The organism is Chitinimonas koreensis (assembly GCF_014353015.1).
GTDB lineage: Bacteria > Pseudomonadota > Gammaproteobacteria > Burkholderiales > Chitinimonadaceae > Chitinimonas > Chitinimonas koreensis.
The window spans coordinates 1,786,578-1,812,730 of record NZ_CP060704.1 but is presented as its reverse complement, the minus strand read 5'-3'; the positions used below and the strand labels follow the sequence as shown (position 1 = coordinate 1,812,730).

22 protein-coding genes and 1 pseudogene are annotated in these 26,153 nt (G+C 69.8%); 14 read left to right on the top strand and 9 right to left on the bottom strand.

The features are described from left to right. Positions 1-26: 26 nt before the first annotated feature. A complete protein-coding gene (locus tag H9L41_RS07895) occupies positions 27-1,283 on the top strand; it encodes a diguanylate cyclase domain-containing protein (protein WP_051319054.1) in 1,257 nt (418 codons plus the stop codon). 295 nt (positions 1,284-1,578) lie between these two features. Here the strand turns inward: H9L41_RS07895 and H9L41_RS07890 are convergent, their stop codons facing one another. Further along, the gene (locus tag H9L41_RS07890; RefSeq protein ID WP_028446446.1) at positions 1,579-1,986 is read right to left on the bottom strand and encodes an MAPEG family protein; all 408 of its coding nucleotides are present in this window, start codon (positions 1,984-1,986) and stop codon (positions 1,579-1,581) included. Positions 1,987-2,264: 278 nt separating this feature from the next. On the opposite strand from H9L41_RS07890, the gene H9L41_RS07885 reads away from it, so the two are divergent. From H9L41_RS07885 to waaF, 3 genes are all read left to right on the top strand, one after another. Beyond that, entirely contained in the window at positions 2,265-3,185 is a 921-nt protein-coding gene (locus H9L41_RS07885) for a branched-chain amino acid transaminase (protein ID WP_028446445.1), read from the top strand. A 79-nt stretch (positions 3,186-3,264) separates the two neighbouring features. Then, the gene (locus H9L41_RS07880) at positions 3,265-3,483 is read left to right on the top strand and encodes a zinc-finger domain-containing protein (RefSeq protein WP_373282103.1); all 219 of its coding nucleotides are present in this window, start codon (positions 3,265-3,267) and stop codon (positions 3,481-3,483) included. A gap of 77 nt (positions 3,484-3,560) precedes the next feature. After that, a complete protein-coding gene (gene waaF / locus H9L41_RS07875; protein WP_051319053.1) occupies positions 3,561-4,619 on the top strand; it encodes a lipopolysaccharide heptosyltransferase II in 1,059 nt (352 codons plus the stop codon). A gap of 177 nt (positions 4,620-4,796) precedes the next feature. Here the strand turns inward: waaF and H9L41_RS07870 are convergent, their stop codons facing one another. After that, the gene (locus H9L41_RS07870; protein WP_051319052.1) at positions 4,797-5,000 is read right to left on the bottom strand and encodes a PspC domain-containing protein; all 204 of its coding nucleotides are present in this window, start codon (positions 4,998-5,000) and stop codon (positions 4,797-4,799) included. A 31-nt stretch (positions 5,001-5,031) separates the two neighbouring features. After that, complete coding sequence (locus tag H9L41_RS07865) at positions 5,032-5,517, bottom strand: YajQ family cyclic di-GMP-binding protein (protein ID WP_028446443.1); 486 nt, start codon at positions 5,515-5,517, stop codon at positions 5,032-5,034. A 96-nt stretch (positions 5,518-5,613) separates the two neighbouring features. Between H9L41_RS07865 and H9L41_RS07860 the strand changes: the two genes are divergently transcribed. The 4 genes from H9L41_RS07860 to flhB all read left to right on the top strand — a co-directional run bounded on the left by H9L41_RS07860 (position 5,614) and on the right by flhB (position 11,367). Further along, positions 5,614-7,119 (top strand): glycoside hydrolase family 13 protein, encoded by a 1,506-nt coding sequence (locus tag H9L41_RS07860; RefSeq protein ID WP_051319051.1) that lies wholly within the window; start codon positions 5,614-5,616, stop codon positions 7,117-7,119. 156 nt (positions 7,120-7,275) lie between these two features. Continuing rightward, a complete protein-coding gene (locus H9L41_RS07855) occupies positions 7,276-8,571 on the top strand; it encodes a GGDEF domain-containing protein (protein WP_034607081.1) in 1,296 nt (431 codons plus the stop codon). Between the two features lie 435 nt (positions 8,572-9,006). Next, on the top strand, positions 9,007-9,969 hold the full coding sequence (locus H9L41_RS07850) for a hypothetical protein (protein ID WP_028446441.1): 963 nt from the start codon (positions 9,007-9,009) through the stop codon (positions 9,967-9,969). A 195-nt stretch (positions 9,970-10,164) separates the two neighbouring features. Further along, a complete protein-coding gene (flhB, locus tag H9L41_RS07845) occupies positions 10,165-11,367 on the top strand; it encodes a flagellar biosynthesis protein FlhB (protein ID WP_187523749.1) in 1,203 nt (400 codons plus the stop codon). A 164-nt stretch (positions 11,368-11,531) separates the two neighbouring features. Here the strand turns inward: flhB and H9L41_RS07840 are convergent, their stop codons facing one another. Then, a complete protein-coding gene (locus H9L41_RS07840) occupies positions 11,532-13,949 on the bottom strand; it encodes a glycosyl hydrolase family 18 protein (RefSeq protein ID WP_028446439.1) in 2,418 nt (805 codons plus the stop codon). Between the two features lie 327 nt (positions 13,950-14,276). Between H9L41_RS07840 and H9L41_RS07835 the strand changes: the two genes are divergently transcribed. From H9L41_RS07835 to H9L41_RS07820, 5 genes are all read left to right on the top strand, one after another. Continuing rightward, on the top strand, positions 14,277-14,858 hold the full coding sequence (locus tag H9L41_RS07835) for a glycosyl hydrolase family 8 (protein ID WP_187523748.1): 582 nt from the start codon (positions 14,277-14,279) through the stop codon (positions 14,856-14,858). Beyond that, positions 14,798-15,763 (top strand): glycosyl hydrolase family 8, encoded by a 966-nt coding sequence (locus H9L41_RS07830; protein ID WP_187523747.1) that lies wholly within the window; start codon positions 14,798-14,800, stop codon positions 15,761-15,763. Before H9L41_RS07835 ends, H9L41_RS07830 begins: the two co-directional genes overlap by 61 nt. Beyond that, positions 15,760-15,864, top strand: coding sequence for a carbohydrate-binding protein (locus tag H9L41_RS26090; protein WP_373282102.1), 105 nt, complete (start codon positions 15,760-15,762; stop codon positions 15,862-15,864). The genes H9L41_RS07830 and H9L41_RS26090 overlap by 4 nt, the downstream gene beginning before the upstream one ends. 85 nt (positions 15,865-15,949) lie before the next feature. Beyond that, the gene (locus tag H9L41_RS07825; protein ID WP_028446438.1) at positions 15,950-18,706 is read left to right on the top strand and encodes a TonB-dependent receptor; all 2,757 of its coding nucleotides are present in this window, start codon (positions 15,950-15,952) and stop codon (positions 18,704-18,706) included. Positions 18,707-18,881: 175 nt separating this feature from the next. Beyond that, positions 18,882-20,078 (top strand): DUF5009 domain-containing protein, encoded by a 1,197-nt coding sequence (locus H9L41_RS07820; RefSeq protein ID WP_028446437.1) that lies wholly within the window; start codon positions 18,882-18,884, stop codon positions 20,076-20,078. A 20-nt stretch (positions 20,079-20,098) separates the two neighbouring features. Here H9L41_RS07820 and H9L41_RS26420 read toward each other — a convergent pair whose 3' ends face one another. The 5 genes and pseudogenes from H9L41_RS26420 to H9L41_RS07800 form a co-directional block, all read right to left on the bottom strand. Next, a complete protein-coding gene (locus H9L41_RS26420) occupies positions 20,099-20,878 on the bottom strand; it encodes a methyl-accepting chemotaxis protein (RefSeq protein ID WP_444542007.1) in 780 nt (259 codons plus the stop codon). A 318-nt stretch (positions 20,879-21,196) separates the two neighbouring features. Further along, positions 21,197-21,631 (bottom strand): annotated as a pseudogene (locus tag H9L41_RS26415) (Tar ligand binding domain-containing protein); the annotation flags it as partial. A gap of 35 nt (positions 21,632-21,666) precedes the next feature. After that, complete coding sequence (locus H9L41_RS07810; protein WP_051319048.1) at positions 21,667-22,629, bottom strand: GGDEF domain-containing protein; 963 nt, start codon at positions 22,627-22,629, stop codon at positions 21,667-21,669. A gap of 5 nt (positions 22,630-22,634) precedes the next feature. Further along, positions 22,635-23,249 carry a chemotaxis protein CheC gene (locus H9L41_RS07805; protein ID WP_028446435.1) on the bottom strand — a complete coding sequence of 205 codons (615 nt, stop codon included), beginning with the start codon at positions 23,247-23,249 and terminating at the stop codon, positions 22,635-22,637. A 230-nt stretch (positions 23,250-23,479) separates the two neighbouring features. Beyond that, complete coding sequence (locus tag H9L41_RS07800) at positions 23,480-25,093, bottom strand: methyl-accepting chemotaxis protein (protein ID WP_028446434.1); 1,614 nt, start codon at positions 25,091-25,093, stop codon at positions 23,480-23,482. Between the two features lie 209 nt (positions 25,094-25,302). On the opposite strand from H9L41_RS07800, the gene H9L41_RS07795 reads away from it, so the two are divergent. Then, on the top strand, positions 25,303-26,103 hold the full coding sequence (locus H9L41_RS07795; RefSeq protein WP_187523746.1) for a TetR/AcrR family transcriptional regulator: 801 nt from the start codon (positions 25,303-25,305) through the stop codon (positions 26,101-26,103). The last annotated feature ends 50 nt before the right edge of the window (positions 26,104-26,153 follow it).

Genomic DNA, 26,153 nt, shown 5'->3' with positions numbered 1-26,153 from the left:
CCCGTCGCGGCGACCCCGCAGGCAGCATGGCCGAACACGATCCCCACTCCCTCATCGCCGACATGGCCCGCCTGGCCCCGCTGCCCATCCTGGCAGTCGAGGCCGAATCGGGCCAGATCCTCGCCATGAACCAGCTGGCCCGCGACATGCTGGGCCTGAGCAGCGACAAGCCCTCGCTGCGCGAGCTGTTCGACAATCCGAGCCTGGCCCGCCAGTTCCTGCTGATCGCCCGCAACAACGGCTTCGTGCGCCAGTTCGAGACCCGGCTGCGGCTGACCGGCGGCCAGCGCGTCTGGGTGCTGATGGCGGCCCGGCTGGTCGAGCAGGACGAGCGCAATACGCTGATCGTCAGCTTCACCGACATCCACGAACGCCGCATCAACGAGGAGGCGCTACGCGAGAGCGAGATGCGCCACCGCCGCGTGCTCGAGACCGCCAACGAGGGCTATGCGCTGTTCGACTCCGGCACCGGCGAGCTGCTCGACGTCAACCCGGCGCTGTGCGAGCTCTTGTGCTACCCGCGCGACGCGCTGCTGCAGATGGCGCCCGAGGAGGTGGTCACCGAGGACAGCCTGGCCAACCTGCAGGAACAGCGCGTGCGCTGGAACGGCTCGCCGCACCACAAGATCGAGCTCGGCCTGCGCCGCGCCACCGGCGAGCGCATCACGGTCGAGGTCAGCGTGGCCGCGCTGTCGGACCAGGACGGCCGGGTCACCTCGGTGTTCGCGCTGGTCAGCGACATCACCGCGCGCAAGCTCAACGAGGAGCGGGTGCTCTACCTGGCCTTCTACGACACGCTGACCGCGCTGCCCAACCGTTTCCTGTTCGGCGAGCACATGGAGCAGGCGCTGCGCCAGCACGCGCGCAACGGCAAGGGCCTGGCGCTGCTGTTCATCGACCTCGACGATTTCAAGCTGGTGAACGACCGCTGGGGCCATGACGCCGGCGACACCCTGCTCAAGGAAGTGGCGCAGCGGCTGGTGGCCTGCGTGCGCGCCTCCGACACCGTGTCGCGCCAGGGCGGCGACGAATTCATGGTGCTGCTGCCCGAGGTGTCGGACGAGGCCGACGCGATCCAGGTGGCCGACAAGATGCTGGCCGCGCTGGCCGAGCCGTTCCGGCTCGAGGCGGCCGAATTCACGGTGCGCGCCAGCATCGGCATCGCGCTGTGCCCCGAGCACGGCAACACCGCCGCGCTGCTGCGCCGCCATGCCGACATCGCGATGTACCAGGCCAAGTTCGGCGGCAAGCACCGCCATGCGGTGTACAGCGACGAGGGCTGAACCGACGCGAGCTGAACGGCGCCGCCGGGCGCTCCCGCAGGTCGGGTTTGAGAGCCTGTCCCGTCTGATCGGGCATACCCGGCAGCGCCGCGAATCGAAGTCGCTGTCGGGTATAAAACCCGACCTACCGGGTCGAGGGCGAGACCACGGGCGAGGATCCGGAACACGCCGGCCGCACCGAACACCGTGGATCAGACGATGTAGGAGCGGCTTCAGCCGCGAACGGGTTCGGCGATCACGGACCCAATCGCGGCTGAAGCCGCTCCTGCAACCGCGCCGACAGGATGCCGGCCGATCAGCCCGCCACGCGCAGGATGGCCTGCACCAGCAGCCAGATCACCGCGCCCAGCCCGACCATCCACGCCGCCGAACGCTGCCAGGCCAGGTTGGCCAGGTAGAACACGCCGTGCAGCACGCGGGCGACGACGAAGACCAGCGCGGCGGTGTCGACCCGGTCGGCCGGCACGCCGGTCTGGATCGCCGCCAGCACCGCGCCGATGAAGCCCGGCATCGCTTCGAAGGCATTGAGCTGGGCCCAGTTGGCGCGGGCGCGGTAGCCCTTGAGCAGGGCCTGCTGCGCGCGCGGCTCGCGGTTGTCGTAACGCTGGGCGATGCCGTCGTCGGATTTGCCGAACTTGGCGCAGAAAGTCCACAGATAGGGCAGCAGGACCGCGATCAGGATGCAGCTGTAGGCGATGGCCATGGGAGGAATCCGGTTGGTTGGGGATGGGATGCGCCCGAATGGTAGTCGATGCGGCCGGACCGCGCGCGCCGGGCCGGCCGCCGCGCGACGCCGCGTGGAGCATGCCGGCCGAACCGGCTAAAATACCGGTCTTCGCCCGCCGGACGTTCCGCGGCGGGCCGACCGCGCCGGACGTTCTGCGGCAGGCATCCCGGCCCTGCCCGGCTGCCGCCGCGGAACGCCCGGCGGCAAGATTCGCAGCGACGCGCGCGTCGCCAACCCGAACGAGGAGATTTCCGATGTCCATGGCCGACCGCGACGGCGTCATCTGGTACGACGGCAAGCTGGTGGATTGGCGCGAAGCCAATACCCACGTGCTGACCCACACCCTGCACTACGGCCTCGGCGTGTTCGAAGGCGTGCGCGCCTACGAGACCGCGCGCGGCCCGGCGATCTTCCGCCTGCAGGACCACACCGACCGGCTGTTCAACTCGGCCAAGATCCTCGGCATGCAGCTGCCGTACTCCAAGGACGAGATCAACGAAGCGCACAAGCAGGTGGTGCGCGAGAACGGCCTCAAGAGCTGCTACTTCCGCCCGATGGCCTTCTACGGCTCGGGCAAGCTCGGCATCGCGCCGCCGGCGGGCGACGTGCACGTGATCGTGGCCGCCTGGCCCTGGGGCGCCTACCTCGGCGCCGACGGCCTGGAGAAGGGCATCCGGGTCAAGACCTCGTCCTTCACCCGCCACCACGTCAACGTGACGATGTGCAAGGCCAAGGCCAACGGCAACTACATGAACTCGATCCTGGCCAACACCGAGGCGGTGCGCGACGGCTACGAGGAAGCGCTGCTGCTCGACGTCGACGGCTACGTCGCCGAAGGCTCGGGCGAGAACGTGTTCGTGATCCGCGACGGCCGCATCTACACGCCGGACCTGACCTCCTGCCTCGCCGGCATCACCCGCGACACGGTGTTCAAGCTGGCCGCCGAGATGGGCCTGACGGTGACCGAGAAGCGCATCACCCGCGACGAGCTGTACATCGCCGACGAAGCCTTCTTCACCGGCACCGCCGCCGAAATCACGCCGATCCGCGAGCTCGACGGCCGCAGCATCGGCGAGGGCAAGCGCGGTCCGATCACCGGCGAGATCCAGCGCCGCTACTTCGCCGCGGTCAAGGGCGAGACCGAGGCGCATCTGGGCTGGCTGACCCAGGTCTGATCCATCGCGGCGGCGTCCGGCCGGACGCCGCCGTTTCCCGAACAATCGAGGCCGCAACGACGGTCGAGGAACTACCGACATGAGCCAGCTCAAGGAAAACACGCAGACCAAGATCGAGGTCGAGGCCAAGGATCTGCCGCTGCACTGCCCGATGCCCGACATGGTCAAGTGGAACGCCCACCCGCGCGTCTACCTGCCGATCGAGGCCACCGGCGAGGCGCGCTGCCCTACTGCGGCACGCTGTACACGCTCAAGGGCGGCGCAGCCGGCCACCATCACTAGGAACACCTCCCCGTAGGAGCGGCTTCAGCCGCGAATCGCGGATCGCCCAGCCAGCGCGTTCGCGGCTGAAGCCGCTCCTACAGGGAAGCCCACATGCCCCATCGCATTCTCGTCATCGCGCCGGCCTGGGTCGGCGACAGCGTCATGGCCCAGCCGCTCTATCGCCGGCTGAAGGGCTACCGGCCCGATACCCACATCACCGTGATGGCGCCCGACTGGACGCTGCCGCTGCTCGACCGCATGGCCGAGGTCGACGCCACGCTGCGCAACCCGTTCGGCCACGGCGCGCTCAGGCTCGGCAGCCGCTACCAGCTCGGCCGCCGGCTGCGCGGCCAGTACGACCAGGCGATCGTGCTGCCGAACTCGTTCAAGTCGGCGCTGATCCCGTGGTTCGCCCGCATCCCGCAGCGCACCGGCTTCGTCGGCGAATCGCGCTACGGCCTGCTCAACGACGCGCGCACGCTCGATCCCAAGGCGCTGCCGCAGATGGTCGAGCGCTTCGCCATCCTGGCCGAGACCGCCGGCCGTCCCTTGCCGCGGCCGGTGCCGGCGCCGCGCATGACGGTCGACCCGCAGACCCGCGACCAGGCGGTGCAGGCGCTCGGCCTCGACGTCGACCGCCCGGTGGTGGCCTTCTGCCCCGGCGCCGAATACGGCCCGGCCAAGCGCTGGCCGGCGCGCCACTTCGCCGAGCTGGCGCGGCGGCTGGTGTCGCAGGGCTATGCGGTGTGGCTGTTCGGCTCGGCCAAGGACCAGCCCGAGACCGCCGCCATCGCGATCGAGGCCGGCGTGCCGCTGGTCGACCTGGCCGGCCGCACCTCGCTGGCGCAGGCGATCGACCTGCTGTCGCTGGCCCACCTGGTGGTCACCAACGACTCGGGCCTGATGCACGTCGCCGCCGCGCTCGAGCGGCCGCTGGTGGCGCTGTACGGCTCGAGCAGCCCCGAATTCACCCCGCCCTTGAACGAACGCGCCGAGATCGTCACGCTCGACCTCGACTGCAGCCCCTGCTTCGAGCGCAAATGCCCGCTCAAGCATTTCGACTGCATGGAAAAGCTCGGCGCCGAGCTGGTCGAAAGCGCGATCGCCCGCGTGCTGACCAAGCCGCCGGGCACGCCGGGCAGCCCCTATATCCGCGTCCAGCCGGTCTGATCCGGCCGTCTACGCCGGTCAACGGTTCGAGCCGACGCGGACCTGTCCAAGCAAACGTAGGTCGGGCTTCATGCCCGACAGCGGCCTCGGATCAAGCGCGCTGTCGGGCAAAAGCCCGACCTACGGATATAAGCCCGGTGGCCTACGGATGAAACGGCACTGCGGCGCAACCGGCCTTCAATCACCCTCGGGCATGGTGAAGGCCAGGATCAGGTAGATCACGGCGCCCAGGCCGCCCAGGAACAGCGAGGCGAGAAATCCCGCCCGCCAGATCCACGACGGCAATTCGGTCGCACGGCCCAGGCCGCCGCAGACGCCGGCCACCATGCGGTCGCCGCGCGTGCGCTTCAGGCCTTGCAGCTTGGCTTTCCAATCGTCCATCGCATCGTCCTCCTTCCGGTTGGGGTTCCGCTCAGTCGCGGAAGTTCTGGTATTGCAGCGGGAAGTCGTCGATCGACTTGCGCACCAGCGCGATCGCTTCCTGCAGATTGTCGCGCTTGGGGCCGGTCACCCGCACCGTGTCGCCCTGGATGCTGGCCTGCACCTTGAGCTTGGAATCCTTGATCAGGCGGACGATCTTCTTGGCCAGCTCGCTCTCGATGCCGACCTTCACCGTCACCGCCTGTTTGACCTTGTTGCCGCTGACCTTGTCGATCTTGCCCTCGTCGAGGCAGCGCACGTCGACGTTGCGCTTGACCAGCTTGGCGACCAGCACTTCCTTCACCTGGTCGAGCTTGAACTCGTCGTCGGCGTACACCGTCAGCACCTTCTCGGCCTGCTCGATGCGCGCGTCCGAGCCCTTGAAGTCGAAGCGGTTGCCCACTTCCTTGTTGGCCTGCTCGACGGCGTTCTTGACTTCCACTTCGTTCACTTCGGAGACGATGTCGAATGACGGCATAATCCTATCCTCCCAAGACCGGTACTACCGGCCACGACCGAGGCATCGCACAGCGATGCCCATCCAATAAAACCGCGATTTTACCCGAGCCCGTCCATGTACCACGCCGAACCCGTCGACGATTTCACCCGCCGCACCGCCAGCCAGGTGATCTACCAGATCTTTCCCGAGCGCTTCGCCATCGGCGGCGGGCTCGGCAGCGCCGAGAAGCTGGCCCAGCCGGCCTACGACATCCCCGGCGCCGTCCGCCGCGGCTGGGACGACAGCACGATGGAGCAGCCCTGGGGCCAGCAGTTCTTCGGCGGCGACCTCGACGGCATCGCCGACAAGCTCGACTACCTGACCGGCCTCGGCGTCACCGGCGTCTACCTGACCCCGGTGTTCAGCGCGCCGAGCAACCACAAGTACGATGCCACCGACTTCTTCACGATCGACCCGATGTTCGGCGGCGAGCCGGCGCTCCGGCGGCTGATCGAGGCGCTGCACGCGCGCGGCATGACGCTGACGCTCGACGCGGTGCTCAACCACGTGTCCGACCGCCATCCATGGTTCCTCGCCGCCCAGGCCGGCGACCCGGCCTACCGCGACTGGTTCACCTTCGACGCAGAAGGCCGCCACCAGTGCTGGCAGGACTACGGCCTGATGCCGGAACTGAACCTGGCCAATCCGGCCGTGCGCGACGTGCTCTACCGCAAGCCCGACAGCCTGGTGCAGCACTGGCTGGCGCAGGGCGTCGACAACTGGCGCTTCGACGTAGCGCAGGACGTCGGCACCGAGGTCGCGGCCGAGATGGCGACCTGCGTGGCCGAGCGTTTCCCGGACGCCTCGCTGCTGGGCGAGCTCAACGGCTTCTCGGCCAGCTGGCTGGCCGGCCGCGGCCAGGCGCCGGGCTTCCACGGCATGATGAACTACTGGTACCGCACCGCCACACTGGCCTGGCTGGCCGGCGAGATCGACGCGCTGCAGATGAACCGCGCGCTGGCCGACGCGCGCGCCGGCTATGGCCTGGCGGGCCTGCTGTGTTCGTGGAACATGCTGTCCAGCCACGACACGCCGCGGCTGATCACCACCGTCGGCAGCGTCGAGAAGGCCCGGCTGGCGCTGGCCATGCAGCTGACCATGCCCGGCGTGCCGCTGATCTACTACGGCGAGGAGATCGGCATGGAAGGCGGCGCCGACCCCGATTGCCGCCGGCCGATGCGCTGGAACGAGGCCGACTGGAATCACGCCCAGCGCGACTGGGTAAAGCGGCTGATCGCGATCCGCCAGGCCAACCCGGCATTGCAGTACGGCGACGTGACCGTGCTCGGCGACCGGCTGCCCGGCAATGCGCTGGTGTTCCTGCGCCATACCGGCCGGCCCGGCGAAGCGGCGCTGGTGGTGGTCAACCTCGGCGACGCGCCGCTCGAGGCCAGGCTGTTGCTGCCCTACTCGCACTGGTACGATGGCGTGCCGTTGCGCGACGCGCTGGGCCGCTCGGCCGAGATGCGGGTACAGGCGGCCAGCGTGGCGCTCGATGTGGCGCCCGGCGAGGCCGCAATATATGAAGCCTACGAACCGTACGCGAACTACACTTTCTTCAAGCCGCGCAATCGCGGCTGAGAGCAGGACAGCCCGGCCGCACGCCCTCCCCCGACGGATGGAACGCGGCCGCCCGCCGAGGCGAGCGGGCTGCCCCGCTCGGCTGCCCGGCCAGGCCGGGTGTAATCAGAACCTCCCGGTCGCGACGGCGGCACGGCATGGCGGACGAAAACGATCGTGACGGACAGAGACGCGCTATTCAAACGGAAGGTCTGCTACTTCGCCCAGACCTTCTTCATCAAGGACAACCGCGCGGAGCTGCTGCTCTGCGCCCACAAGTACGACTTCGACATCGAGTTCTTCGACCAGATGGCCGATTTCGTGATCGCGGTCGGCCAGGCCGAGCCCGACGACCTGTTCGTGGTCGACCTCGACGTGCTGTACAACATGCAGCACGACCAGAACCGCACCATGTTCCTCGGCGACCTGCTCAAGCGCCTGCCCGACGCGCGCCGCTACGTCTACCTGCAGACCGAACGCCAGAGCGGCCGCTTCCTCTTGCAGAAGATGCTGGTCGACCACAACTGCCTGGCCTACGCCGAAAAGCCGATCGCCAACGACATCCTGGTCGACAAGCTGTTCAACCTGTTCGCCGCCAACAAGCGCGACGAGGCGAGCCGGGTGATCTACCTCGGCGACTACACCCGCTTCGACGCGGCCCGGCTGGCCGACCGCCGGGTCGAGCTGGTCCGCCACGAGGACGCCCAGACGCTGCACCTGCTGGTGCGCCAGCTGCGGCCCGACGTGGTGGTGATCGAGGACAGCCATTACCAGCGCACCGAGGTGGTCGCCCGCGTGCTGAAGAAGAACATCGAGGCCGATCCGAGCCTGGAGATCGTGCTCCTGCAGGGCAAGCCCGACAGCTCGCTGGCGCGCCGCGCGATCGACAGCGGCTTCGACGAGATCCTGCTGCTGCAGGAGGCCGACGTGCTGACGCGGCAGCTGCTCAACCGCATCGACAAGATCCGCGTCAACAAGCGCCTGATCAGCCGCGACCGCGCCACCGGCCTGCTGAACAAGATCGGCTTCCAGACCCGCGCGCAGGAGGCGATCCGGCGTGCCGAGAAGGACGGCCTGCCGCTGTCGCTGGCGATCATCGACATCGACAAGTTCAAGACCATCAACGACACCTGGGGCCACTACTTCGGCGACATCGTGATCAAGCGGCTGTCGCTGCTCTTGCAGGCCCACGTCGACGCCGACGACCTGCTGAGCCGCTTCGGCGGCGAGGAATTCGTGATGCTGCTGTGGAACTGCCCGCCAGCGGCCGCGATGGAGCGGCTGGAGCGGATGCGGCAGGCCTTCGGCGAGCTGGTGTTCGAGGTCGAGCCCGGCGACGAGCGCCATTTCTCGTTCAGCGGCGGCCTGGCCAGCTTCCCGCCGCACCGCACCGAGAACGAACTGTTCCTGCGCGCCGATGCGCAGCTCTACGTCGCCAAGCAATCGGGCCGCAACCGGATCGCGGGCCTGTAAGGCATCGCCGCCATTTGCGCGGGCATCATCCGCAGTGCAGGCGCCAGGGCAACCCTGGCGCTCATCGTTCGTGAACGCTGGCGCAGCGGCCCTTCCTGATCGATCCCCACCCCTCCCGTCCCCGCCGCCGCGGGGAAGCCTCGCCGGCGCGCGTTAGCACTTCGCAGGCGCGGCTTCAGCCGCGAATAACCGACTTGGCGCAAATTCGCTCGCGGCCGAATCCGCTGCGGCAAAGCGTTCAGGCCACCGGTCGCCGCAAGCCGGGCTTCATGCCCTCCTCGGGCGTGAAGCCTCCTATCGTAGTCCCGTTCCATTTCGCTACATATTTGCGCCCTGCCAGGCATCCGGATGCAGCGCGGCAGGGGTGACCTCGGTAGAATGCCGGCCACTTCGCCCGGTCCCGGACGAGCATTCCAAAAAAGCAACGGAGTCCCCATGCGTCAAATCGTACTGGCCGCCCTGGTGGCCGCCATCGGCCTGTCCGCGCCCACCGTTCAAGCGGCGACCGCCAAGCCGGCCGCACAGCAACAGAGCGTCGCGCTCGACGTGAAGGTGCGCGACCTGTCGCCGCGCTTCCTCGAGTTCTACGAAACGGCCGGCAAGCCGGCTCCCGCCCCTGCCGACGCGAACGCGCCGGTCGAAAGCGAAGGCGACCGCCGCTGGCGCCTGTTCAAGCGCGACTACGATTTCAGCGCCCAGCCCGACGAAGCCGCCGCCCGCGCCGCGCTCGAGGCGGCCTGGCCGCGCTACGCGGCCGCGCTGCCGCGCATCGAGGCCGGCTTCGACGGCATCGCCAGCGAGCCGACCACGCTGATCGACCAGCTGTCCAAGCAGTTCTTCCTCGGCCAGCCGATGTCGCTGCGGCTGGTCACCTACGTCGGCGCCTTCGAGGGCAAGGTCTGGAGCCGCGCCGAGCCGGACGCGCTCAACGTCTACCTGCCGCTCGAAGTCGATGCCGCTGCCCGCGCGCTGCCGACCGCCCGCGTGCTGGGCGGCGCGATCCTGGCCAAGAGCGCAGGCTGGGGCGCGCAGCCGCGCAACCTGGCCGAGCAGGTGATCGCCGAAGGCGTGCTGGCCCAGGCGCTCAGGACGGTGGTGCCCGGCCGCCCGCTCGAAGCCTATCTCGACCTCAGCGCCGAAGAGCTGGCCCAGGCCCGCGCCGCGCTGAAGACCGACTTCCGCGCGCTGCAGGACAAGCTCGCCGACGGCAGCGCCGACACGCTGGCGCTCTACGCCGGCGACAAGCGCGCCACCGCGCGGCTGGCCGGCTGGCTGCTGGTCGAGCGCTTCCAGGTCAAGAAGAAGGCCCGCTACGCCGACATGATCCGCCAGCGGCCGGCCGACCTGGTCAAGGTCAGCCGCGAGCAGCTCGGCGCCGAGATCCGCGCCGCCAAGTAAATACGGCAAAAACATTCACCGCGGAGGACGCTGAGGTAGGGTACGGCAAACACTGGCCCGCTTCGCTTTCCTCCGTGTCCTCGGCGTCCACGGCGGTGAAATCGGCTCCGAAATCGATCGATACGCGCCGGGCAGCCCGGCTGCGTGGCCGGATCGATGCTAGCCATCGTTCATCCCAGGCGCTAAAACCAGGACATGGCCGAAGATAGCGATTTAGAACGCACTGAAGACCCTAGTCCCCGACGACTGGAGGAAGCGCGCAACCGCGGCCAGGTGGCGCGCTCGCAGGAACTCGTCACCTTCTCGGTGCTGATGGCCGGCATCGGCTCGGTGATCGGCTTCGGCGCCAGCCTGCTCGATACGCTCAAGCGGGTGGTCAGCGGCAACCTGCAGTTCGACCGCGCCACGCTGGGCGACCCGGACCAGATGCTGCAGCACCTGTCGGCCGCCGCCAGCGACGCGCTGATGGCGGTGCTGCCGATCATGACGGCCACCGTGGTGGCGGCCATCATCGCCTCGATCTCGCTGTCGGGCTGGCTGTTCACCTTCGAATCGCTGGCGCCGAAGTTCGAGAAGCTCAACCCGATGTCCGGCATCGGCCGCATGTTCTCGGTGCGCAGCCTGGTCGAGATGGTCAAGGCCATCCTCAAGTCCTCGCTGATCGGCGGGGTGGCGGTGATCGCGCTGTGGTCCGACCGCGACGAACTGCTCCAGCTGGTCGCCATGTCGCCGCTGAGCGGCCTGAGCTACCTGTGGGAACTGGCGCGCACCACGCTGCTCATCGTGGCCGGCTCGATGGCGCTGATCGTGGCGATCGACGTGCCGTTCCAGCTGTGGGACTACAAGCGCAACCTGCGCATGACCAAGGAAGAGGTCAAGCAGGAGATGAAGGAATCCGAGGGCGATCCGCAGGTGAAGGGCCGCATCCGCCAATTGCAGATGCAGGCGGCGCGCCAGCGCATGATGAGCGAGATTCCCAAGGCCAACGTGATCGTCACCAACCCGACCCACTACGCGGTGGCGCTGCAGTACGACGAGAAGAAGATGAAGGCGCCGAAGGTGGTGGCCAAGGGCTCCTTCCTGCTGGCCGAGCGCATCATCGAGCTGGGCCGCGAGCACAAGGTGCCGATCCTGCGCACGCCGCCGCTGGCCCGCGCGCTGTACCACCACGCCGACCTCGGCGAGGACATCCCGACCGCGCTCTATACCGCGGTGGCCGAGGTGCTGGCCTATATCTTCCAGCTCAACCACTTCCGCCGCTACGGCGGGGCGGAGCCGAGCCTGTCGACGGCGCTGCCGGTGCCGGCGGAGCTGGATCCGGGGGCGAGGAATAGAGCGGGAAGGGGGAAGAGAGAAGGGGGAAGGGTCACCCCATCCCCACCCCAGCCCTCCCCTTGAAGGGGAGGGAGCCGTGTAGCGACCTCATGACGATCGCAGGCCGTGGATACTTTGCTGCCTGCCCCTCCCCCTTCAAGGGAGGGCTGGGGCGGCCGGCGTAGGCAGGGGATGGGGGTGACCCTTCCCCCTTCTCTCTTCCCCCTTCCCCTTCTCTCTTCCCTACCTCACACCTCTTCGAACCAAGCCGGATACAGCTCCCGCAACCGTCCCAGATACTGCCGCCGCACCGGCACGCTCTCCTTGCCGATGCGCAGTTCGTACTGCCCCTTGCCCTTGTACTCCGCCTTGCTCACCCGCTTGGGATTGACCAGGTAGGAGCGGTGCACCTGCAGCAGCATCTCGTCGGGAAAGTACAGCCGGATGGTGCGCAGCCGCAGCGTGACGTAGAGCGGCATGGCGCCGTCCTGGCAGTGGATGCCGCTGTAGCCCTTGTCGGCACGGATGAACAGCAGCCTGTCCCGGCGCGAGGCGATCTCGTACAGCTCGGACAGCACGTGCGGCTGCCGCGTCAGCTCGGTCAGGTGCTGGCGCACCACGGCGATCTGGGCCAGCAGGTGGCGCAGCAGCGCCTCGTCCTCGGCGTCGGCTGGAGCGTGGTAGGCCACCGCCAGCCGGCTGTCGGCGTCGAGCTCGGTGCCGAGCCAGGCCTGCGCCCGGTCGGCGCTGAACCGCAGCGGCACACCGCCGGCCGTGGCCTCGGCTCCGTCGTCGGCCGGCTCGGCCGGCCAGTCGCCGGCGCGCTGCACCACCTCGCCGCCGTGCAACAGCGCCACGCCGCGCACCCGCGCCTCCTCGGCCAGGAAGGCCATCACCGTCTCCAGCATCTTCTCGACGCTACGCTGCTCGCCCAGCGCCAGCGTCAGCCGGTTCAGGCCTTCGAGCCGCTCGACCAGCTGCGGCGTGCGGCCGGCGGCCGGCCGCATTTCGGCCGGAGCCGGCGCCTCGCCGGACGGCGGCGGTGACGGTGGCCCCTCCTCGATCCGCTCGCCTTCGAGCGGCGGCCGTGCCGCCAGCGCCAGCGGCGCCAGTTGCCGCTCGACCAGGCCGAGCTGGCGGCCCAGGCCATCGACGAAGGCCGGCAGCCGCGGCCGCGACGGAACGCCCTCGCGCGCCGAATCCGGCCGCAGCTCGGCCTGCAGCCGCGCCAGCAGCGGCAGCAGCAGCCACAGCCGCGTGCGCAGGTCGGCGGCCAGCGCCGCCTCGCGCTGCGATGCCTCGCGCAGACGCCGCCGCCGATGCCAGCCGGCGCCCAGCGCCAGCGCCGTCACGGTGGCCAGCGCCCACAGCAGCGGATCGAGCCAGGCCGGCCGACCCTGCCAGGCCAGGCCGAGCCGGTCGAAGCCGCCGCGCCAGGGGTGATAGTGGCGGTAGACCTGCCGCAGCACGCTGCGCTCGCTCGGCGCGTCGCTGCCGAGCTGCCACAGCGCCACCCCGGCATAGCCGGCGCGATCGGCCCAGGCCAGCTTGTCGGCCACCGCGCGCGGGCTCTCGAAGGTGACGAACTGGCGCCGGGCGGCGTGGTACAGCGAGCTCTCGTGCGCCTGCTCATCCCAGTGTTCGACATAGGCCGGGTCGGTCTGCATGTGCTGCACCTCGGCGACCGTGCTGGCGCCGGTGGGGCCGGTCTCGGTGTCGTCCCAGCTGCCGAAGGGCATGCCGCCGGCCGGCTGGCCGATACCGTGGCCGGCCGGCGGCACGCCGATCCAGCTGGTCGCCTCCAGGTCGAGCGCCAGCACCAGCTTGGCGGCCGGCACGCCGCGCCGCGCCAGCTCGCGGGCAGCGAAGTCGACGCTGCGCGGGTCGGCCGCGTCGCGGCCGTACAGGGGCGCGCTGTGGCCGGCGCGGCGCGGGTCGTCGCCGTGGAAGTCGTAGGCCGACACCACCGCGAAATCGACCGGCGCCACCTCGTCGCGGCTCAGCGGCGGCGCCAGCTGCACGCCGTTGACGCCGAGCGTGGTGGCCAGCACGTAGCGGCGGCCGCTGCTGGCGCCGCGCTCGTCCATCGCGCGGCGCAGATCCTGCAGCAGCAGCGCCTTGTTGGCCTGGTCGTCCGGCCGCGGCGCGAGGCCCACGGCGCCGCCGACCACCGGGTATTTCCAGTCGATCTCGATGCCGTCGAAGCCGTGCCGGTCGATGAAGTCGAGTGCATTGCGGGCGAAGCGCGCGCGCAGCGCCGGGTCGGCCGCCAGCATCGGGAACGGCGTGGACCACAGCCAGCCGCCGATCGACAGCACGGTGCGCAGCCGCGGATGGCCGGCCTTGAGCTCGCGCAGCTTGGCGTAGGTGCCGCGCAGCGAACCGGGCCCGTCCTCGCCGCCGTAGGCGAAGCTCAGGTCGGCCACGTAGTCGCCCGGCACGACGGTCGCATCGGCGCGAGGCCGGGCATAGGCGTAGACCAGGTAGTCGAGCTGGCCGAGCGGCAGCTGTTCGAGCGAGTTCTGATTCTGGTAGAGCGTCCAGAAGGCGTAGTAGCCGACCAGCAGCGGCCGCTCCGGCGCGGCGCGCACGACCAGCGCCGACAGCAGCAGCGCCAGCCACAGACCCAGCCGGCGGCACTGCCGGCCACACCCCGCGTTCCTCATCCTGACCTCGTATCGGATCGGTCGACCATGCTGACCATTGTAAGTCCAGCTCGTCGGCATCCCGCTCAATGTGGCATCGGAACGGCCTGAAATCCATGCCATTTGGGTGTCATCGGCGTGTCATCCGTGAAATCCGGGACCGCCGAATCGACACCCAAGTCATTGATTATATTATTTCCGCACTGCGCTCCGGTGAAACCGGCCGGGCCGGCCGCTTGTGGGCGAAAGTCGCGGCGCCGAAGCTGGCGGCGGCCCGGAGCTCGCCGCCATGCCGATCCGGCGGGCGGTTCCGGCCTCCCCACTACACCCACGAGGAGACCATCCATCATGCTGAAACGCCACCCCGCCCGGCTCCGGCCGCTGGCCCTGTCGCTGCTGCTGGCCGTCGGCGCGCTGCCCGCCGCGGTGCAGACGCAGGCCGCACCGCTGCTGTCGATCGCCTACGTCAGCGGCGCCATCGCGCCCAACAACGTGACGGCCAGCCAGTTGCAGAGCCAGGTCGACGCCGCCTACAGCGCCTGGAAGAGCCGCTACGTGCGCACCGATCCGAAGGACGCCAATCGGCAGTACATCTGGTTCGGCTCGTCCTCGGGCATCCAGGTGACCTCGGAAGGCCAGGGCTTCGGCATGGTGGCGGTGACCCAGATGGCCGGCCGCGACAGCGGCGCGCGCACCACCTTCGACAAGCTCTACCGCTATTACCGCGCCCATCCGAGCGTCAACAGCCCGGCCATGATGGCCTGGGCGCAGAAGCTGTCGGGCGGCGCGCTGGTCGACACCGAGGGCTCGGACTCGGCCACCGACGGCGACCTCGACGCCGCCTACGCGCTCCTGCTGGCCGACAGGCTATGGGCTCGGCCGGCAGCATCAATTACCTCGCCGAGGCGAAGAAGACCATCAACGCGCTGATGGACAAGACCGTCCACAAGACCGACCTCACCCTCAAGCTCGGCGACTGGGTGGCGGACAGCGACCCCACCTACGGCATCAGCACGCGCGGCTCGGACTTCATGTTCACCCATCTGCGCGCCTTCTACGCGGCGACCGGCGACGATCGCTGGAAGCAGGTGCTCGACAAGGCCTACGCCATCGCCGACAGCGTCTACCGCGGCTATGCGCCGAACACCGGCCTGTTGCCCGACTTCATGGTCAAGAACGGCAGCGGCTACAAGCCGGCGCCGGCCAACTTCCTCGAGGCCGACACCGACGGCAAGTACAGCTGGAACAACTGCCGGGTGCCGTGGCGCTTCAGCCTGGACTACCTGATCAACGGCGACACCCGCGCGCTGGCGCTGCTGCAGAAGCTGAACAGCTGGGTGCGCACCACCGCCACCGCCGGCGACCCGAACCGCATCGTCGGCGGCTACGAGCTCAACGGCACCGCGATCAGCAGCGACTTCGAAATGGCCTTCGCCGCGCCGTTCGCCGTCAGCGCCGCCATCGACGGCAGCAACCAGGCCTGGCTCAACGCGCTGTGGACCCGCATCGCCCAGGGCCCGAGCAACGACTACTACGGCGATTCGATCCGCCTCTTGTCGATGATCGCGGCGGCCGGCCTGTGGCAGCAGCCGGGCGCGGGCGCGACGCCCACTCCAACGCCGGCTCCCACTCCGACGCCTACCCCGACTCCGACGGCCACCCCGACACCCGCACCTACGCCCAAGCCGTCGCCCACCCCGACCCCGGTACCGACGCCCACGCCGACACCCGCCCCGACACCCACGCCCGTCCCGACCCCCACCCCGACGCCCCGGCGAGCTGCGCCGCCTGGGCCGAAAGCAACAGCGTCGTCTACACGGCCGGCACCTGCGTGAGCTACGGCGGCAAGAACTACGTCGCGCTGGTGACGCATACGCCCTACGTCGGCGCCGGCTGGAACCCGGCCGCCGCACCGACCCTGTGGAAACTGAAGTAAGCCGCGCCGTCCCGCCCATGCCGCGCCGCGAGGCGGCGGCGTGGGCGATCCGGACCGCCCGACCATCACACGACAAGGAAACGATGTGAGGATTCAACCGACCCCGATCGCCGCGGCCGTCGCACTGGCCCTGATGAGCGCCGCCCTGCCCGGCCGGGCCGAAGAGCCGCCCGCCGCCCCGCCGGCCAAGGCCAGGCCCGCCGATACCGACGCCGCCAGCCCGCCCAAGGCCGCACAAGCGGCCGAGGGGACCAGCATCGTCGTCACCGGCATCCGCGCCTCGCGCGAGCAGTCGCTGAACCAGAAGCGCAATGCCGGCTCGGTGCTCGAGGTCATCACCGCCGAGGACCTGGGCAAGCTGCCGGACAAGAACGTGGCCGACGCGATCCAGCGCGTGCCCGGCGTCAACATCAGCTCGATGGCCGGCGGCGAAGGCGGCTTCTCCGAGAACGACCGCGTCAGCATCCGCGGCACCAGCCCGAGCCTGACCCAGACGCTGATCAACGGCCACAGCGTCGGCACCGGCGACTGGTTCGTGCTGAGCCAGACCGAGGCGATGGGCCGCAGCGTCAGCTACGCGCTGCTGCCGTCCGAGATCGTCGGCCGCATCAAGGTGCACAAGAGCCAGACCGCCGACCTGGTCGAGGGCGGCGTCTCGGGCGCGGTCGACATCGAGACGCGGCGGCCGCTGGGCTTCGCCAAGCCGTTCACCGCCGAAGTGTCCTTGCAGGCGATCCATTCGACGCTGCCGAAGAAGAGCGATCCGCAGCTCAACGCGCTGTTCAACTGGCGCAGCGAGGCCAAGGATCTCGGCATCCTGGTCCAGCTGTTCTCCGAGACCCGCCACGAGCGCCGCGATGCGCAGGAATTCCTCGGCTACGACCGCATCCACGCCATGGTCGACGACCCGGACAACCCCGGCCGGCAGATTCCCAACCCGCTGGTGGCGGCCCACCCGGACCTCGCCGACGTGCTCTATCCGCAGCTGATCAACTCGAACCTCTTCACCCAGAAGCGCGTGCGCCAGGGCGGCGTGGTCGACCTGGAACTGAAGCCCTTCGCCGGCCTGACGCTCGATTTCAACGGCTTCTACTCGCACATGTCGGCCACCAACTACGACCACAGCTACCTGGCCGCGCCGCAGCAGTTCATCGACGCCGGCATCGCGCCGCACCGCTATACGGTGCGCAACGGCACGCTGGTGGCGGCCGAGTTCCCGGCCACCGCCGACCTGCCGGCCGGCTTCGCCGACAGCATGTACCGGCCCGGCGCCGCCTCCGAAACCTGGTACGCCGACTTCAACGGCAAGTACAAGGCGAGCGACCGGCTCACCCTCGGCGGCAAGCTCGGTACCACCCGCGGCCTCGGCTCGACGCCGGGCGACCTCGGTTACGAATCGCTGCTGCCGGCCTCGGGCCTGAGCTATGCCATGGACGGCCTGTCCTCGCCCACGCGGATCGGCTTCCCCGGCGCCGACCCGGCCGACCAGCGCGCCTCGAGCCTGCTCGGCGTGTGGTACGCGACCGTCAAGGCGGTCGACCAGGAGCGCTACGGCCATCTCGACGCCGATCTCAAGCTCGACGACGGCATCTGGGAAGCGGCCCGCTTCGGCCTGCGCTACGCCGACCACGAGCGCCAGCTGCATTACCCGCAGAACGGCGGCTGCGGCTGGGGCGTCGCGCCCGACGATCCGACCGCCTGCCACGGCGAGATCGCCTGGGACGGCGGCCGCTACCCGGCCGACTACGGCCGCGATTTCGGCGGCGCCGGCCTCCTGCGCGACCTGTGGCTGATCGGGCCCGACGCGGTCGAGGCCTATGTGCGCGCCAACGCCAGCCGCACCGAGAGCTACTGGCCCGGCCAGTTCAGCGTGCGCGAGAAGACCGCGGCGGCCTATGCGATGGTCGACCTGGCCGGCGAGGACTGGCGCGGCAACGTCGGCCTGCGGCTGGTGCAGACGCGGCAGAAGGTGCAATACAACATGCCCGGCGGCCCCGCCCCGGTGTCCTCGCCCAACTTCGGCGATTTCACGCCGACGGTCGAGGCGCGCGAATACCTCGACGCGCTGCCGAGCGGCAACTTCCGCTTCGAGCTGTCGCCCACGCTGGTCGGCCGGCTGGCGGTGGCGCGGACCATGACCCGGGTCGACTACAGCTCGCTGGCCGGCGCGATCACCAGCATCGACAACCTGACCCACTCGGGCACCGGCGGCAATGCCGGTCTCGACCCGGTGCGCTCGACCAACTACGACGCCTCGCTCGAGTGGTATTTCGCGCCCAAGGCCATGCTGTCGCTCGGCCTGTTCTACATGGACCTGTCGTCCTACGTGAGCTACGGCACCTCGACCCGGATGCTGGCCAACAGCAGCAACCACAACGCGATCGAGGCCTATGCGATCACCTCGCCGGTCAACGTCGCCGCGCGCAACCAGGGCTTCGAACTCGGCTGGCAGCAGCCTTTGCCGGGCGGCTTCGGGCTGTCGGCCAACTACACCTATACCGACGGCAAGGATGCGCAGGGCGGCGGCCTGGTCGGCTCCTCGCGCGACACCTGGAACCTCGAGAGCTACTACGAGAACGAGGCCTTCAGCGCGCGGCTGGCCTACACCTGGCGCTCGGCCTTCCTGGTCGGGCTGGACCGGGCCTCCACTCAGTACGCCGCCGGCGTCGGCAACCTGGCGGCCTCGCTCAACTACAAGCTGAACGACCATTTCACGCTGACCTTCGACGCGCTCAACCTCAACAACCCGACGCTCAAGTACTACGGCGACAACCGCGACCAGCCGCGCGCCTTCTACAGCAACGGGCGGCAGTACTTCCTCGGCCTGCGCGCCTCGCTGTGAGCGCCGCGCCGACGCCCGTACCACGCAGGCACCAGGTAGGAACGATGTAGGAGCGATGTAGGAGCGGCTTCAGCCGCGAATGGTGGCCGGTTCGCCGACGGCCATTCGCGGCTGAAGCCGCTCCTACAGACTCCCGCCTACCGATCGCACCCGCCACCACTCCGGATCCACCGCAATGCAACCCCACTTCACCCCGCCCGCCGCCGGCCGCAGCCTGTCCATCGACGCCTTCCGCGGCCTCACCTTCCTGGTGATGATCTTCGTCAACGAGCTCGGCCCGGTCGGCGGCATCCCGGCCTGGCTCAAGCACATGCCGGCCGACGCCGACGCGATGAGCTTCCCCGACGTGGTCTTCCCCTGCTTCCTGTTCATCGTCGGCATGTCGATCCCGTTCGCCATCGCCGGCCGGCTGCGCCGCGGCGACGACGCCTGGCGGCTGAACCGCCACATCGCCGCGCGCGCCTTCGCGCTGATCGTGCTGGGCTTCTTCATGGTCAACGCCGAGGAAGGCTTCGACGCCGCGGCGATGGCGCTCCCGATCGCGCTGTGGTCGCTGCTGTTCTACGCCGCCGTGCTGCTGGTCTGGGGCACGCTGCCGTTCGCTTCGGCCACGCTGCGCCAGGCGCTGCGGCTGGCCGGCATCGGCCTGATCGTGCTGCTGGCCCTGCTCTACCGCGGCGGCCCACAAGGCGGCGGCTGGATGACGCCGCAGTGGTGGGGCATCCTCGGCCTGATCGGCTGGTCCTACCTGATCGCCGCGCTGCTCTACCAGCTCGCCCGCGGCCGCGTCGCCGTGCTGATCGGCCTGATCGCCGCCTGCGTGGCCTATTGGTCGGCCAACCGCATCGACGGCCTGCCGCCGGCGCTGCAATGGCTGCTGGCCCAGCCCGACCATGCCGCGCACGGCTCGATCGTGCTGTGCGGCGTGGTCTGCACGCTGATCTTCTTCGACACCGGTCGTCCGGCGGATAGCCGCCGCCGGCTGGCCGAAGCCGCCGCCTTCGCCGCCGCGCTGCTGGCGGCCGGCTGGCTGCTGCGGCCGTGGTTCGGCATCTCCAAGATCTACGCCACGCCGAGCTGGTGCCTCATCAGCGCCGCCATCGCGGTGCTGGTCTTCGGCGCGCTCCACCTGCTGGTCGACCTGCGCCAGGCCACCGGCTGGATCCGCTGGGTCGAGCCGGCGGCCAGCCACCCGCTGCTCACCTACCTGCTGCCCTTCGTGATCGAGGCCGCGCTGGCGCTGGCCGGCCTGGCCATCCCGGCGCCGCTGCGCTACGGCGCGCTCGGCATCGCCTGGGCGATGGCCTATGCGGCGCTGGTGGTCTGGCTGGTGTCGCGGCTGGCGCGGACCGGCTTGCGGCTGCAGCTGTAGGGCGGCATCGGCCGGGGCCGCTACCGGGCCGGCGACACCCGCAGACCGCCGGCCTCCAGCACCTCGAGCCGGAAATACGCCACCAGGTCGCGCAACTGCATCGCCTGCGCGCTCATCCGCTCGGCGGTCGACGACAGGTTCTCGGCCGACGCCGCGTTGACGTGGGTCAGCTGGGCCATCTGGTTGATGGCGCCGCTGATCTGGCCCAGGCCGGCCGACTGCTCGCGCGAGGCCAGGTTGATCTGGCCGAGCAGGCTGGCGGTCTGGTAGATGCCGGGGCGCATCTGCTCGAAGCGCCGGCCGGCCACCTCGGCCATCGCCATGCCCTGGCTGGCGGCGGTGCCGACCTGGCGGGCCGAATGCTGCGAGCGCTCGGCCAGCTTGCGCACCTCGCCGGCAACCACCGCGAAGCCGCGGCCGGCGGCGCCGGCGCGGGCGGCTTCGATGGTGGCGTTGAGCGCCAGCAGATTGGTCCGGTGCGCGATGTCGTCGATCAGCGCGATCTTGCCGGCGATGTCCTGCATCGCCGCATTGGCCCGGTGCACCGCCTGGCCGCCTTCGTCGACGCCGGCCAGGCCGGCCTGGGCGATTTCGTCCGAGGCCTGCGCGTGTTCGGCGTTCTGCTGCACGGCGGCATGGATCTGGTCCACCGCGGCGCTGGTCTCCTCCACGCTGGCGGCCTGCTCGCTGGCGCTCTGGGCCAGCGACTGGGCCGACTCGGCCACTTCCTCCGAGGCCGCGGCCAGCACGTTGGCGGTCTCGTGGATGTCGCCGATCACCGTCGTCAGCCGGACCAGCATCTGCTGCAGCGAGTACAGCATGCTGCTGCGGTCGCCGGGACGCAGCCGGGGCTGCACCGTCAGGTCGCCGTGCGCCACCGCCTGCAGGAGCTTCGCCGCGCTGGCCGGCTCGCCGCCGAGCTGGCGCAGCAGGCTGCGGGCGATCAAGCCGCCCAGCAGCAGGGCGATCAGCACGCTGGCCGCCATCGCGCTGGAATTGATCAGCAGCGTCCGGTCGTAGCGGCCGGCCGCGCGCCGGTATTCCTGCTCGGCCATGTGCAGCTGCAGGTCGGTCAGCCGGATGAAGCGGGCCGAGACCGGGTCGATGCGCTGGTACAGCCGGTTCAGCACGAAATCGTCGAGGCCGGCGCCGTCGCTGCTGCGCAGGATGCCCTCCAGCCGGACGACCTCGGCGTCGGCCTGTTCCAGCAGCGGCGTGATCTCGGCGATCAGCCGGCTCTCCTCGCCGCTCATGCCGGTGCTGCGGTAGGCCTGCCAGCCGGCGGCGATCCCCCGCTGGGCCTCGCGGACGTTGGCCAGCGCCTCGGCCCAGGCCAGCCTGCCGTTGCGGACCTTGTGCGCGGTATCGACGATGTTGACCGCGTAGAGGTCGGCGATCCGCTTGAGATCGCGCAGCGGCACCACCCGGTCGAGATAGACACTGCGCATGCCCGCGTAGGCATCGTGCATGCCCTGGATGCCCAGCCCGCCCACCAGCATGATCAAGGCGGTCAGGCCGCCGGCCAGCCAGCCCAGACGGCTCGCTACGCGCATGTTTTCCAGCATCGTTTCCTCCCTGGTTGGACGGGCTAGCGGTCCACGCCGCCGCTCGTCTCGCTGGCCCATTGATCCTTGCCGCGCTGCCTGGCCAGCAGCAGGCCGCGTTCCGCCAGCAGCAGCAACCGGTCCGCATCGCCGTCCGCCGTCGGCCGCAGGCAGGCCACGCCGATGCTGACGCTGAGCACGCCGTGGCGCGCGTCCGGGAACGGCAGCGCCAGCGCCCGCACCGCCGCCAGCAGCCGGTCGGCCAGGGCCTGGCAGCCGGCCTGGTCGGCCTGGGGCAGCAGCAGCACGAACTGCTTGCCGTCGAAGCGCGCCAGCAGGTCGGCCAGGCCGGGCAACTGCCGGGCCAGGCAGTCGGCCAGCAGGCGCAGGCCCTGGTCGGCGCGCAGATGGCCGAACAAGGCGTTGTAGCGGCGGAAATCGTCGGCGCTGACCATCAAGAGGCCGAGGCCGGCGCCGTGCCGGGCGGCCTGCTGCCATTCCTCGTGCAGGGCCTCGTCGAACTGGCGCCGGTTGGCGATGCCGGTCAGCGCGTCCAGGTAGGCCAGCCGGCGCAGCTCCTCCGCCTGCTCGCGCAGCAGGTCTTCCTTCTGCACCGCCGCCGTCACGTCCTGCACCTGGCCCAGGCAATACAGCCGCCCGCCCGCGCGGATCGGCGCCAGCAGGATGCTCTGCTGCATGCGTATCCGCGCCTTGTCCTTGAAGCTCGGCCGGCGCAGGTCGAGCGGGGCGGGATTGAGCGCGGGCGACAGCACCGCCGGCAGGCCGCGCTGCAGCACCGCTTCGATGGCGCCGACCAGGCGGGTGCCGGCCAGGGTGGGGAAGACCTCGGTCAGGCGCCGCCCGACCACCGACTCGGCGCGATGCTCCGAGGCCACCTCCAGCCAGCGGTTCCACAGCACGATGGTCTGGTCGGCATCCAGCACGAAGACGCCGGTACCGAGTTTGTCGAGCAGGGCGGTCAGCAGGAGGGCAGGTTCGGCGAGCATGGCGATCAGCGCGGCAAGGACGGCAATTCGCCGAGGAAGCGGTCGACCGCCTGGCGCAGGCGGTCCAGCGAGGTGGTGTTGAGGACGAAGACCACGAATCCGTCGACCTGGCAGTGCGCCAGTTCGAAGTCGATATGCAGGAGCAGGACCATGTGGCCCAGCGGAGCGGCGCCCAGCGCCTGCCGGCTGCTGCCCACCTCGAGGTAGGGCAGGCCGCAGTCGAAGCTCAGCTGGAACACGTCGGCCAGGGTGGCGATGCAGGCATTGAGGATGATGTTGCCGACCTCGGTCAGCGCGTCCTGCTCCAGCTCGGTGAAGTGAGCCAGCGGCACGGCCTTGCTGAGCATGCGCCGGACGATGTCGATGCTCTTGTCCTCGGGGAACACCAGCACCGCGTCGCCGCTGAACGGGCCCTCGAACGGCTGCCGCACGCTGCACATGCGCGGGCCGAGCGCGCCCAGGCCGGCCGTGGCGGCCGCCATGTCGAGGAAGGCCAGCTGCGGCACCGACAGCAGGATCTCCTCGTCCAGCATGTCGCTCATCAGGCTGGCGGCCTGGCCGACCCCGATATTGAAGATCTCGCACAGGGCATCTCGTTGCAGCGGGCTCAGCGCGAACATGGGAAGGATCGGATCGATGCGGGGAAGCGGCAGGCGGCGGCAGGAACCGGCCCGCCCGACCGGGCCGGGCGGCTCCGCGTCGACGGTTGCGGAGCAGGAACGACGGTCGTCAGGGTGAGAGGCATCGGTACCTGTTCGTTGGCGGCTGGCGGCGCACGCCGGGATGAGGGTCTGGAACGGTCGGCATCCGCGGGATGCGCACGGCGGCCCGGCGGACCGCCGCTTCCAGCTTAGCGGTATTGAAAGCGGTTGATGTCGCGATGCAGGCGCCCGGTGAGCTGTTCCAGAATCGACGCCGTCTCGGTGATCGCACCGATCGCGGCGGTGTTCTCCTCGGTGGTCTGGGCGACCCGCTCGACCTGCTGGGCGATCAGCTGGGTGCCCGACTTGTGCTCCTGCAGGGCGGACGAGATATTGGCGATCGCCAGCGCCTCGTCGTTGGCATGCCGGGTGATGGCCTCGATGCAGCGGCCGGCCTCGCCGGCCATCTCGGTGCATTCGCGCGCGCGCGTCACGGTGTCCTGCATGGCCGCCACCGCGTGCTGGCTGTTCTGGCCGATCTGCACCGCCATGGCCTGGATGTCGACGGTGGCGCGGGCGGTGCGCTCGGCCAGCTTGCGCACCTCGTCGGCCACCACGGCGAAGCCGCGCCCCTGCTCGCCGGCCCGGGCCGCCTCGATGGCGGCGTTCAGCGCCAGCAGATTGGTCTGCTCGGCCACGTCCTTGATCACCCCGACCACCGAGCTGATGCGGCCCGCGTCCTGCCCCAGCGTGGAGACCCGCCCGGCCGCCAGGTTGACCGCCTCGTCGATCGCCGCGATCCGGGCCATGGTGGCGCGGATCTGCTCGGCGCCGGCCTGGGCCTGCTGCTGGGTGCTGACGCCGAGCTGGTTGGCGTCCTGGGCGCCGTCGGCCACGTGGGCGATGCTGACCGTCACCTGCTCCACCGCCGCCGCCATCGAGTTGGTGGACTCGGCGCCCACCAGGGTCGAAGCCGCCACCTGGTTGGCCGCCACCGCCAGCTGGCTCGATTCGGCGCGGACCTCCTCCACCGCCCGGGCCGCGGCCTGGACCAGGCCCTGCATGTTCTCGGCCAGCCGGTTGTAGGCCTGCGCGATGCTGCCGATCTCGTCGCGCCCGTCGACCTGCACCCGGCAGGTGAGATCGTTCTGGTCGCGCGCACGGCCGATCACGGCGTTGAGCGCGCCGATCTTGCGCGACATGCCCTGCAGCACCCAGTACGACACCCCGGCCGCCAGCAGCAACGCCACCAGCAGGGAACCGATGGTGAAGGCGCGCAGCCGGCCATAGCCGGCCTGGGACGCCTCGAACTGGCGGGTCGCCTCGCGCAGCTGCAGCGCCGCCAGCTTGGACACCACCGCCGAGACCGGGTCGATCGCCGCATACAGCTGGCTGCGGGCGAAACCGTCGAGGGCCGCGGCGTCCTGGCCCTGCAGCAGCGCCTCGAGCTGCCCGATCGCCGCGTCGGCCTTCTGCCGCGCGGCGTTGGCCTCGGCCACCAGCTCCTTCTCCTCCTCGGTCAGTTCGGTCGCGCTGTAGGCCGCCCACTCCTGGTCGATGCGGACCTTGGCCTCGCGCACCAGCTCCAGCGCCTGGCCCGGTTGCAGCGTCCGGTGATTGGCTTTGTGGGTGGTGTCGACCACGTTGACGGCGTACATGTCGGCCACGACCTTGAGCTGGGTCAGCGGCACCATGCGGTCGTGGTAGGCGTCGGCGAAGCGCGCGTTGGTCTCGGCCAGGCCGGCCATGCTGTTGATGCCCAGCGCCAGCATCAACAGCAGCAGCAAGGTGACGAGGGCGATGAATTTGGTACGCAGGGTCATGAAGCGGTCCGGGTGGGGCAAAAAAATATCCCGGCTACATTAGCCAACTCTGGAATACATTTCAATACGGACGTATTAATCTTGAGTGCATCAGGCAGCGGGTCAGCCACGATTGCGGCCGATCGGCTTTGCTATACAGTGTCGGCCCCGATGCCATTCGCATCACCGGTCCGGACCTGCGGACCTGCACTTTCCGGATCCGATCCACCTTGGCCCAGACCAGCGACCTCTCCGCCGATCGCAATGCGCAATCAACCCAGCAAAGGTTGATCAACGCCGCGATCCCGCTGATCGCGGAACACGGCCTGCAGAACCTGTCCTTCCGAGTCATCAACAAGGCCGCGGGCGCGCGCAACCAGATGGCCATCAGCTACCACTTCGGCAGCATGGAGGGCCTGTTGCAGGCCGGCCTGCTGCAGGCGCTGCAGCCCTACGTGGCGGCCCTCGGCGCGCGGCTGGACGCCTTGCTGGAACGCCACCCGGCCGACGCCGTGCCGGTGGCCGAGCTGGCCGCCGCCATGCTCGATCCGATGATGGCGATGGCGGCGCGCCCGAGCGGCCTGATCGAGCTGAAGTTCGTCTCGCGCGTGGCCAGCAGCGCCGGCGAATACGGCCTGCCGCTGATCACCCGCGAGCTGACCCCGGCGACCCACCGGCTCATCGCGCTGCTGGCCGCCAGCAGGCCCGACGTGCCCGCGGCGAGCCTGGGCCTGCGGGTCGTGTTCGGCTTCAATACCCTGCTGCAGACCCTGGCGCACTGGGACAGCCCGCAGCTGTGGCCGGCTTCGGTGCAGTCGGTCGAACAACTGGCGCCGGCGCTGCACGACTACCTGGTCGGCGGCCTGAGCGGCCCGCTGCCGGCCCCTAGCCCGCCCCGCCGAAGGCACTCCCCGGCCTCCCGGCCGCGGCCGGCCGGCTCGTCCCGCCGCGGCCGTCGCCGGCATGGCTTTTTGCCCACGCCGCGCCCGAAACTGCACGCCGCAGGTGACAAACCCAAAAAAATGAGATAATTCAAAGAAGAAGCGCGGTTTTTGCAACCGCTTTGTCAAGTCGTACTCAG

Coding starts and splice junctions, on each gene's coding strand:
- H9L41_RS07895 (WP_051319054.1), top strand. CDS start 27: ATGGCCGAACACGATCCCCACTCCCTCATCGCCGACATGGCCCGCCTG.
- H9L41_RS07890 (WP_028446446.1), bottom strand. CDS start 1,986: ATGGCCATCGCCTACAGCTGCATCCTGATCGCGGTCCTGCTGCCCTAT.
- H9L41_RS07885 (WP_028446445.1), top strand. CDS start 2,265: ATGTCCATGGCCGACCGCGACGGCGTCATCTGGTACGACGGCAAGCTG.
- H9L41_RS07880 (WP_373282103.1), top strand. CDS start 3,265: ATGAGCCAGCTCAAGGAAAACACGCAGACCAAGATCGAGGTCGAGGCC.
- waaF (WP_051319053.1), top strand. CDS start 3,561: ATGCCCCATCGCATTCTCGTCATCGCGCCGGCCTGGGTCGGCGACAGC.
- H9L41_RS07870 (WP_051319052.1), bottom strand. CDS start 5,000: ATGGACGATTGGAAAGCCAAGCTGCAAGGCCTGAAGCGCACGCGCGGC.
- H9L41_RS07865 (WP_028446443.1), bottom strand. CDS start 5,517: ATGCCGTCATTCGACATCGTCTCCGAAGTGAACGAAGTGGAAGTCAAG.
- H9L41_RS07860 (WP_051319051.1), top strand. CDS start 5,614: ATGTACCACGCCGAACCCGTCGACGATTTCACCCGCCGCACCGCCAGC.
- H9L41_RS07850 (WP_028446441.1), top strand. CDS start 9,007: ATGCGTCAAATCGTACTGGCCGCCCTGGTGGCCGCCATCGGCCTGTCC.
- flhB (WP_187523749.1), top strand. CDS start 10,165: ATGGCCGAAGATAGCGATTTAGAACGCACTGAAGACCCTAGTCCCCGA.
- H9L41_RS07840 (WP_028446439.1), bottom strand. CDS start 13,949: ATGAGGAACGCGGGGTGTGGCCGGCAGTGCCGCCGGCTGGGTCTGTGG.
- H9L41_RS07835 (WP_187523748.1), top strand. CDS start 14,277: ATGCTGAAACGCCACCCCGCCCGGCTCCGGCCGCTGGCCCTGTCGCTG.
- H9L41_RS07830 (WP_187523747.1), top strand. CDS start 14,798: ATGGGCTCGGCCGGCAGCATCAATTACCTCGCCGAGGCGAAGAAGACC.
- H9L41_RS07820 (WP_028446437.1), top strand. CDS start 18,882: ATGCAACCCCACTTCACCCCGCCCGCCGCCGGCCGCAGCCTGTCCATC.
- H9L41_RS26420 (WP_444542007.1), bottom strand. CDS start 20,878: ATGCTGGTCCGGCTGACGACGGTGATCGGCGACATCCACGAGACCGCC.
- H9L41_RS07810 (WP_051319048.1), bottom strand. CDS start 22,629: ATGCTCGCCGAACCTGCCCTCCTGCTGACCGCCCTGCTCGACAAACTC.
- H9L41_RS07805 (WP_028446435.1), bottom strand. CDS start 23,249: ATGTTCGCGCTGAGCCCGCTGCAACGAGATGCCCTGTGCGAGATCTTC.
- H9L41_RS07800 (WP_028446434.1), bottom strand. CDS start 25,093: ATGACCCTGCGTACCAAATTCATCGCCCTCGTCACCTTGCTGCTGCTG.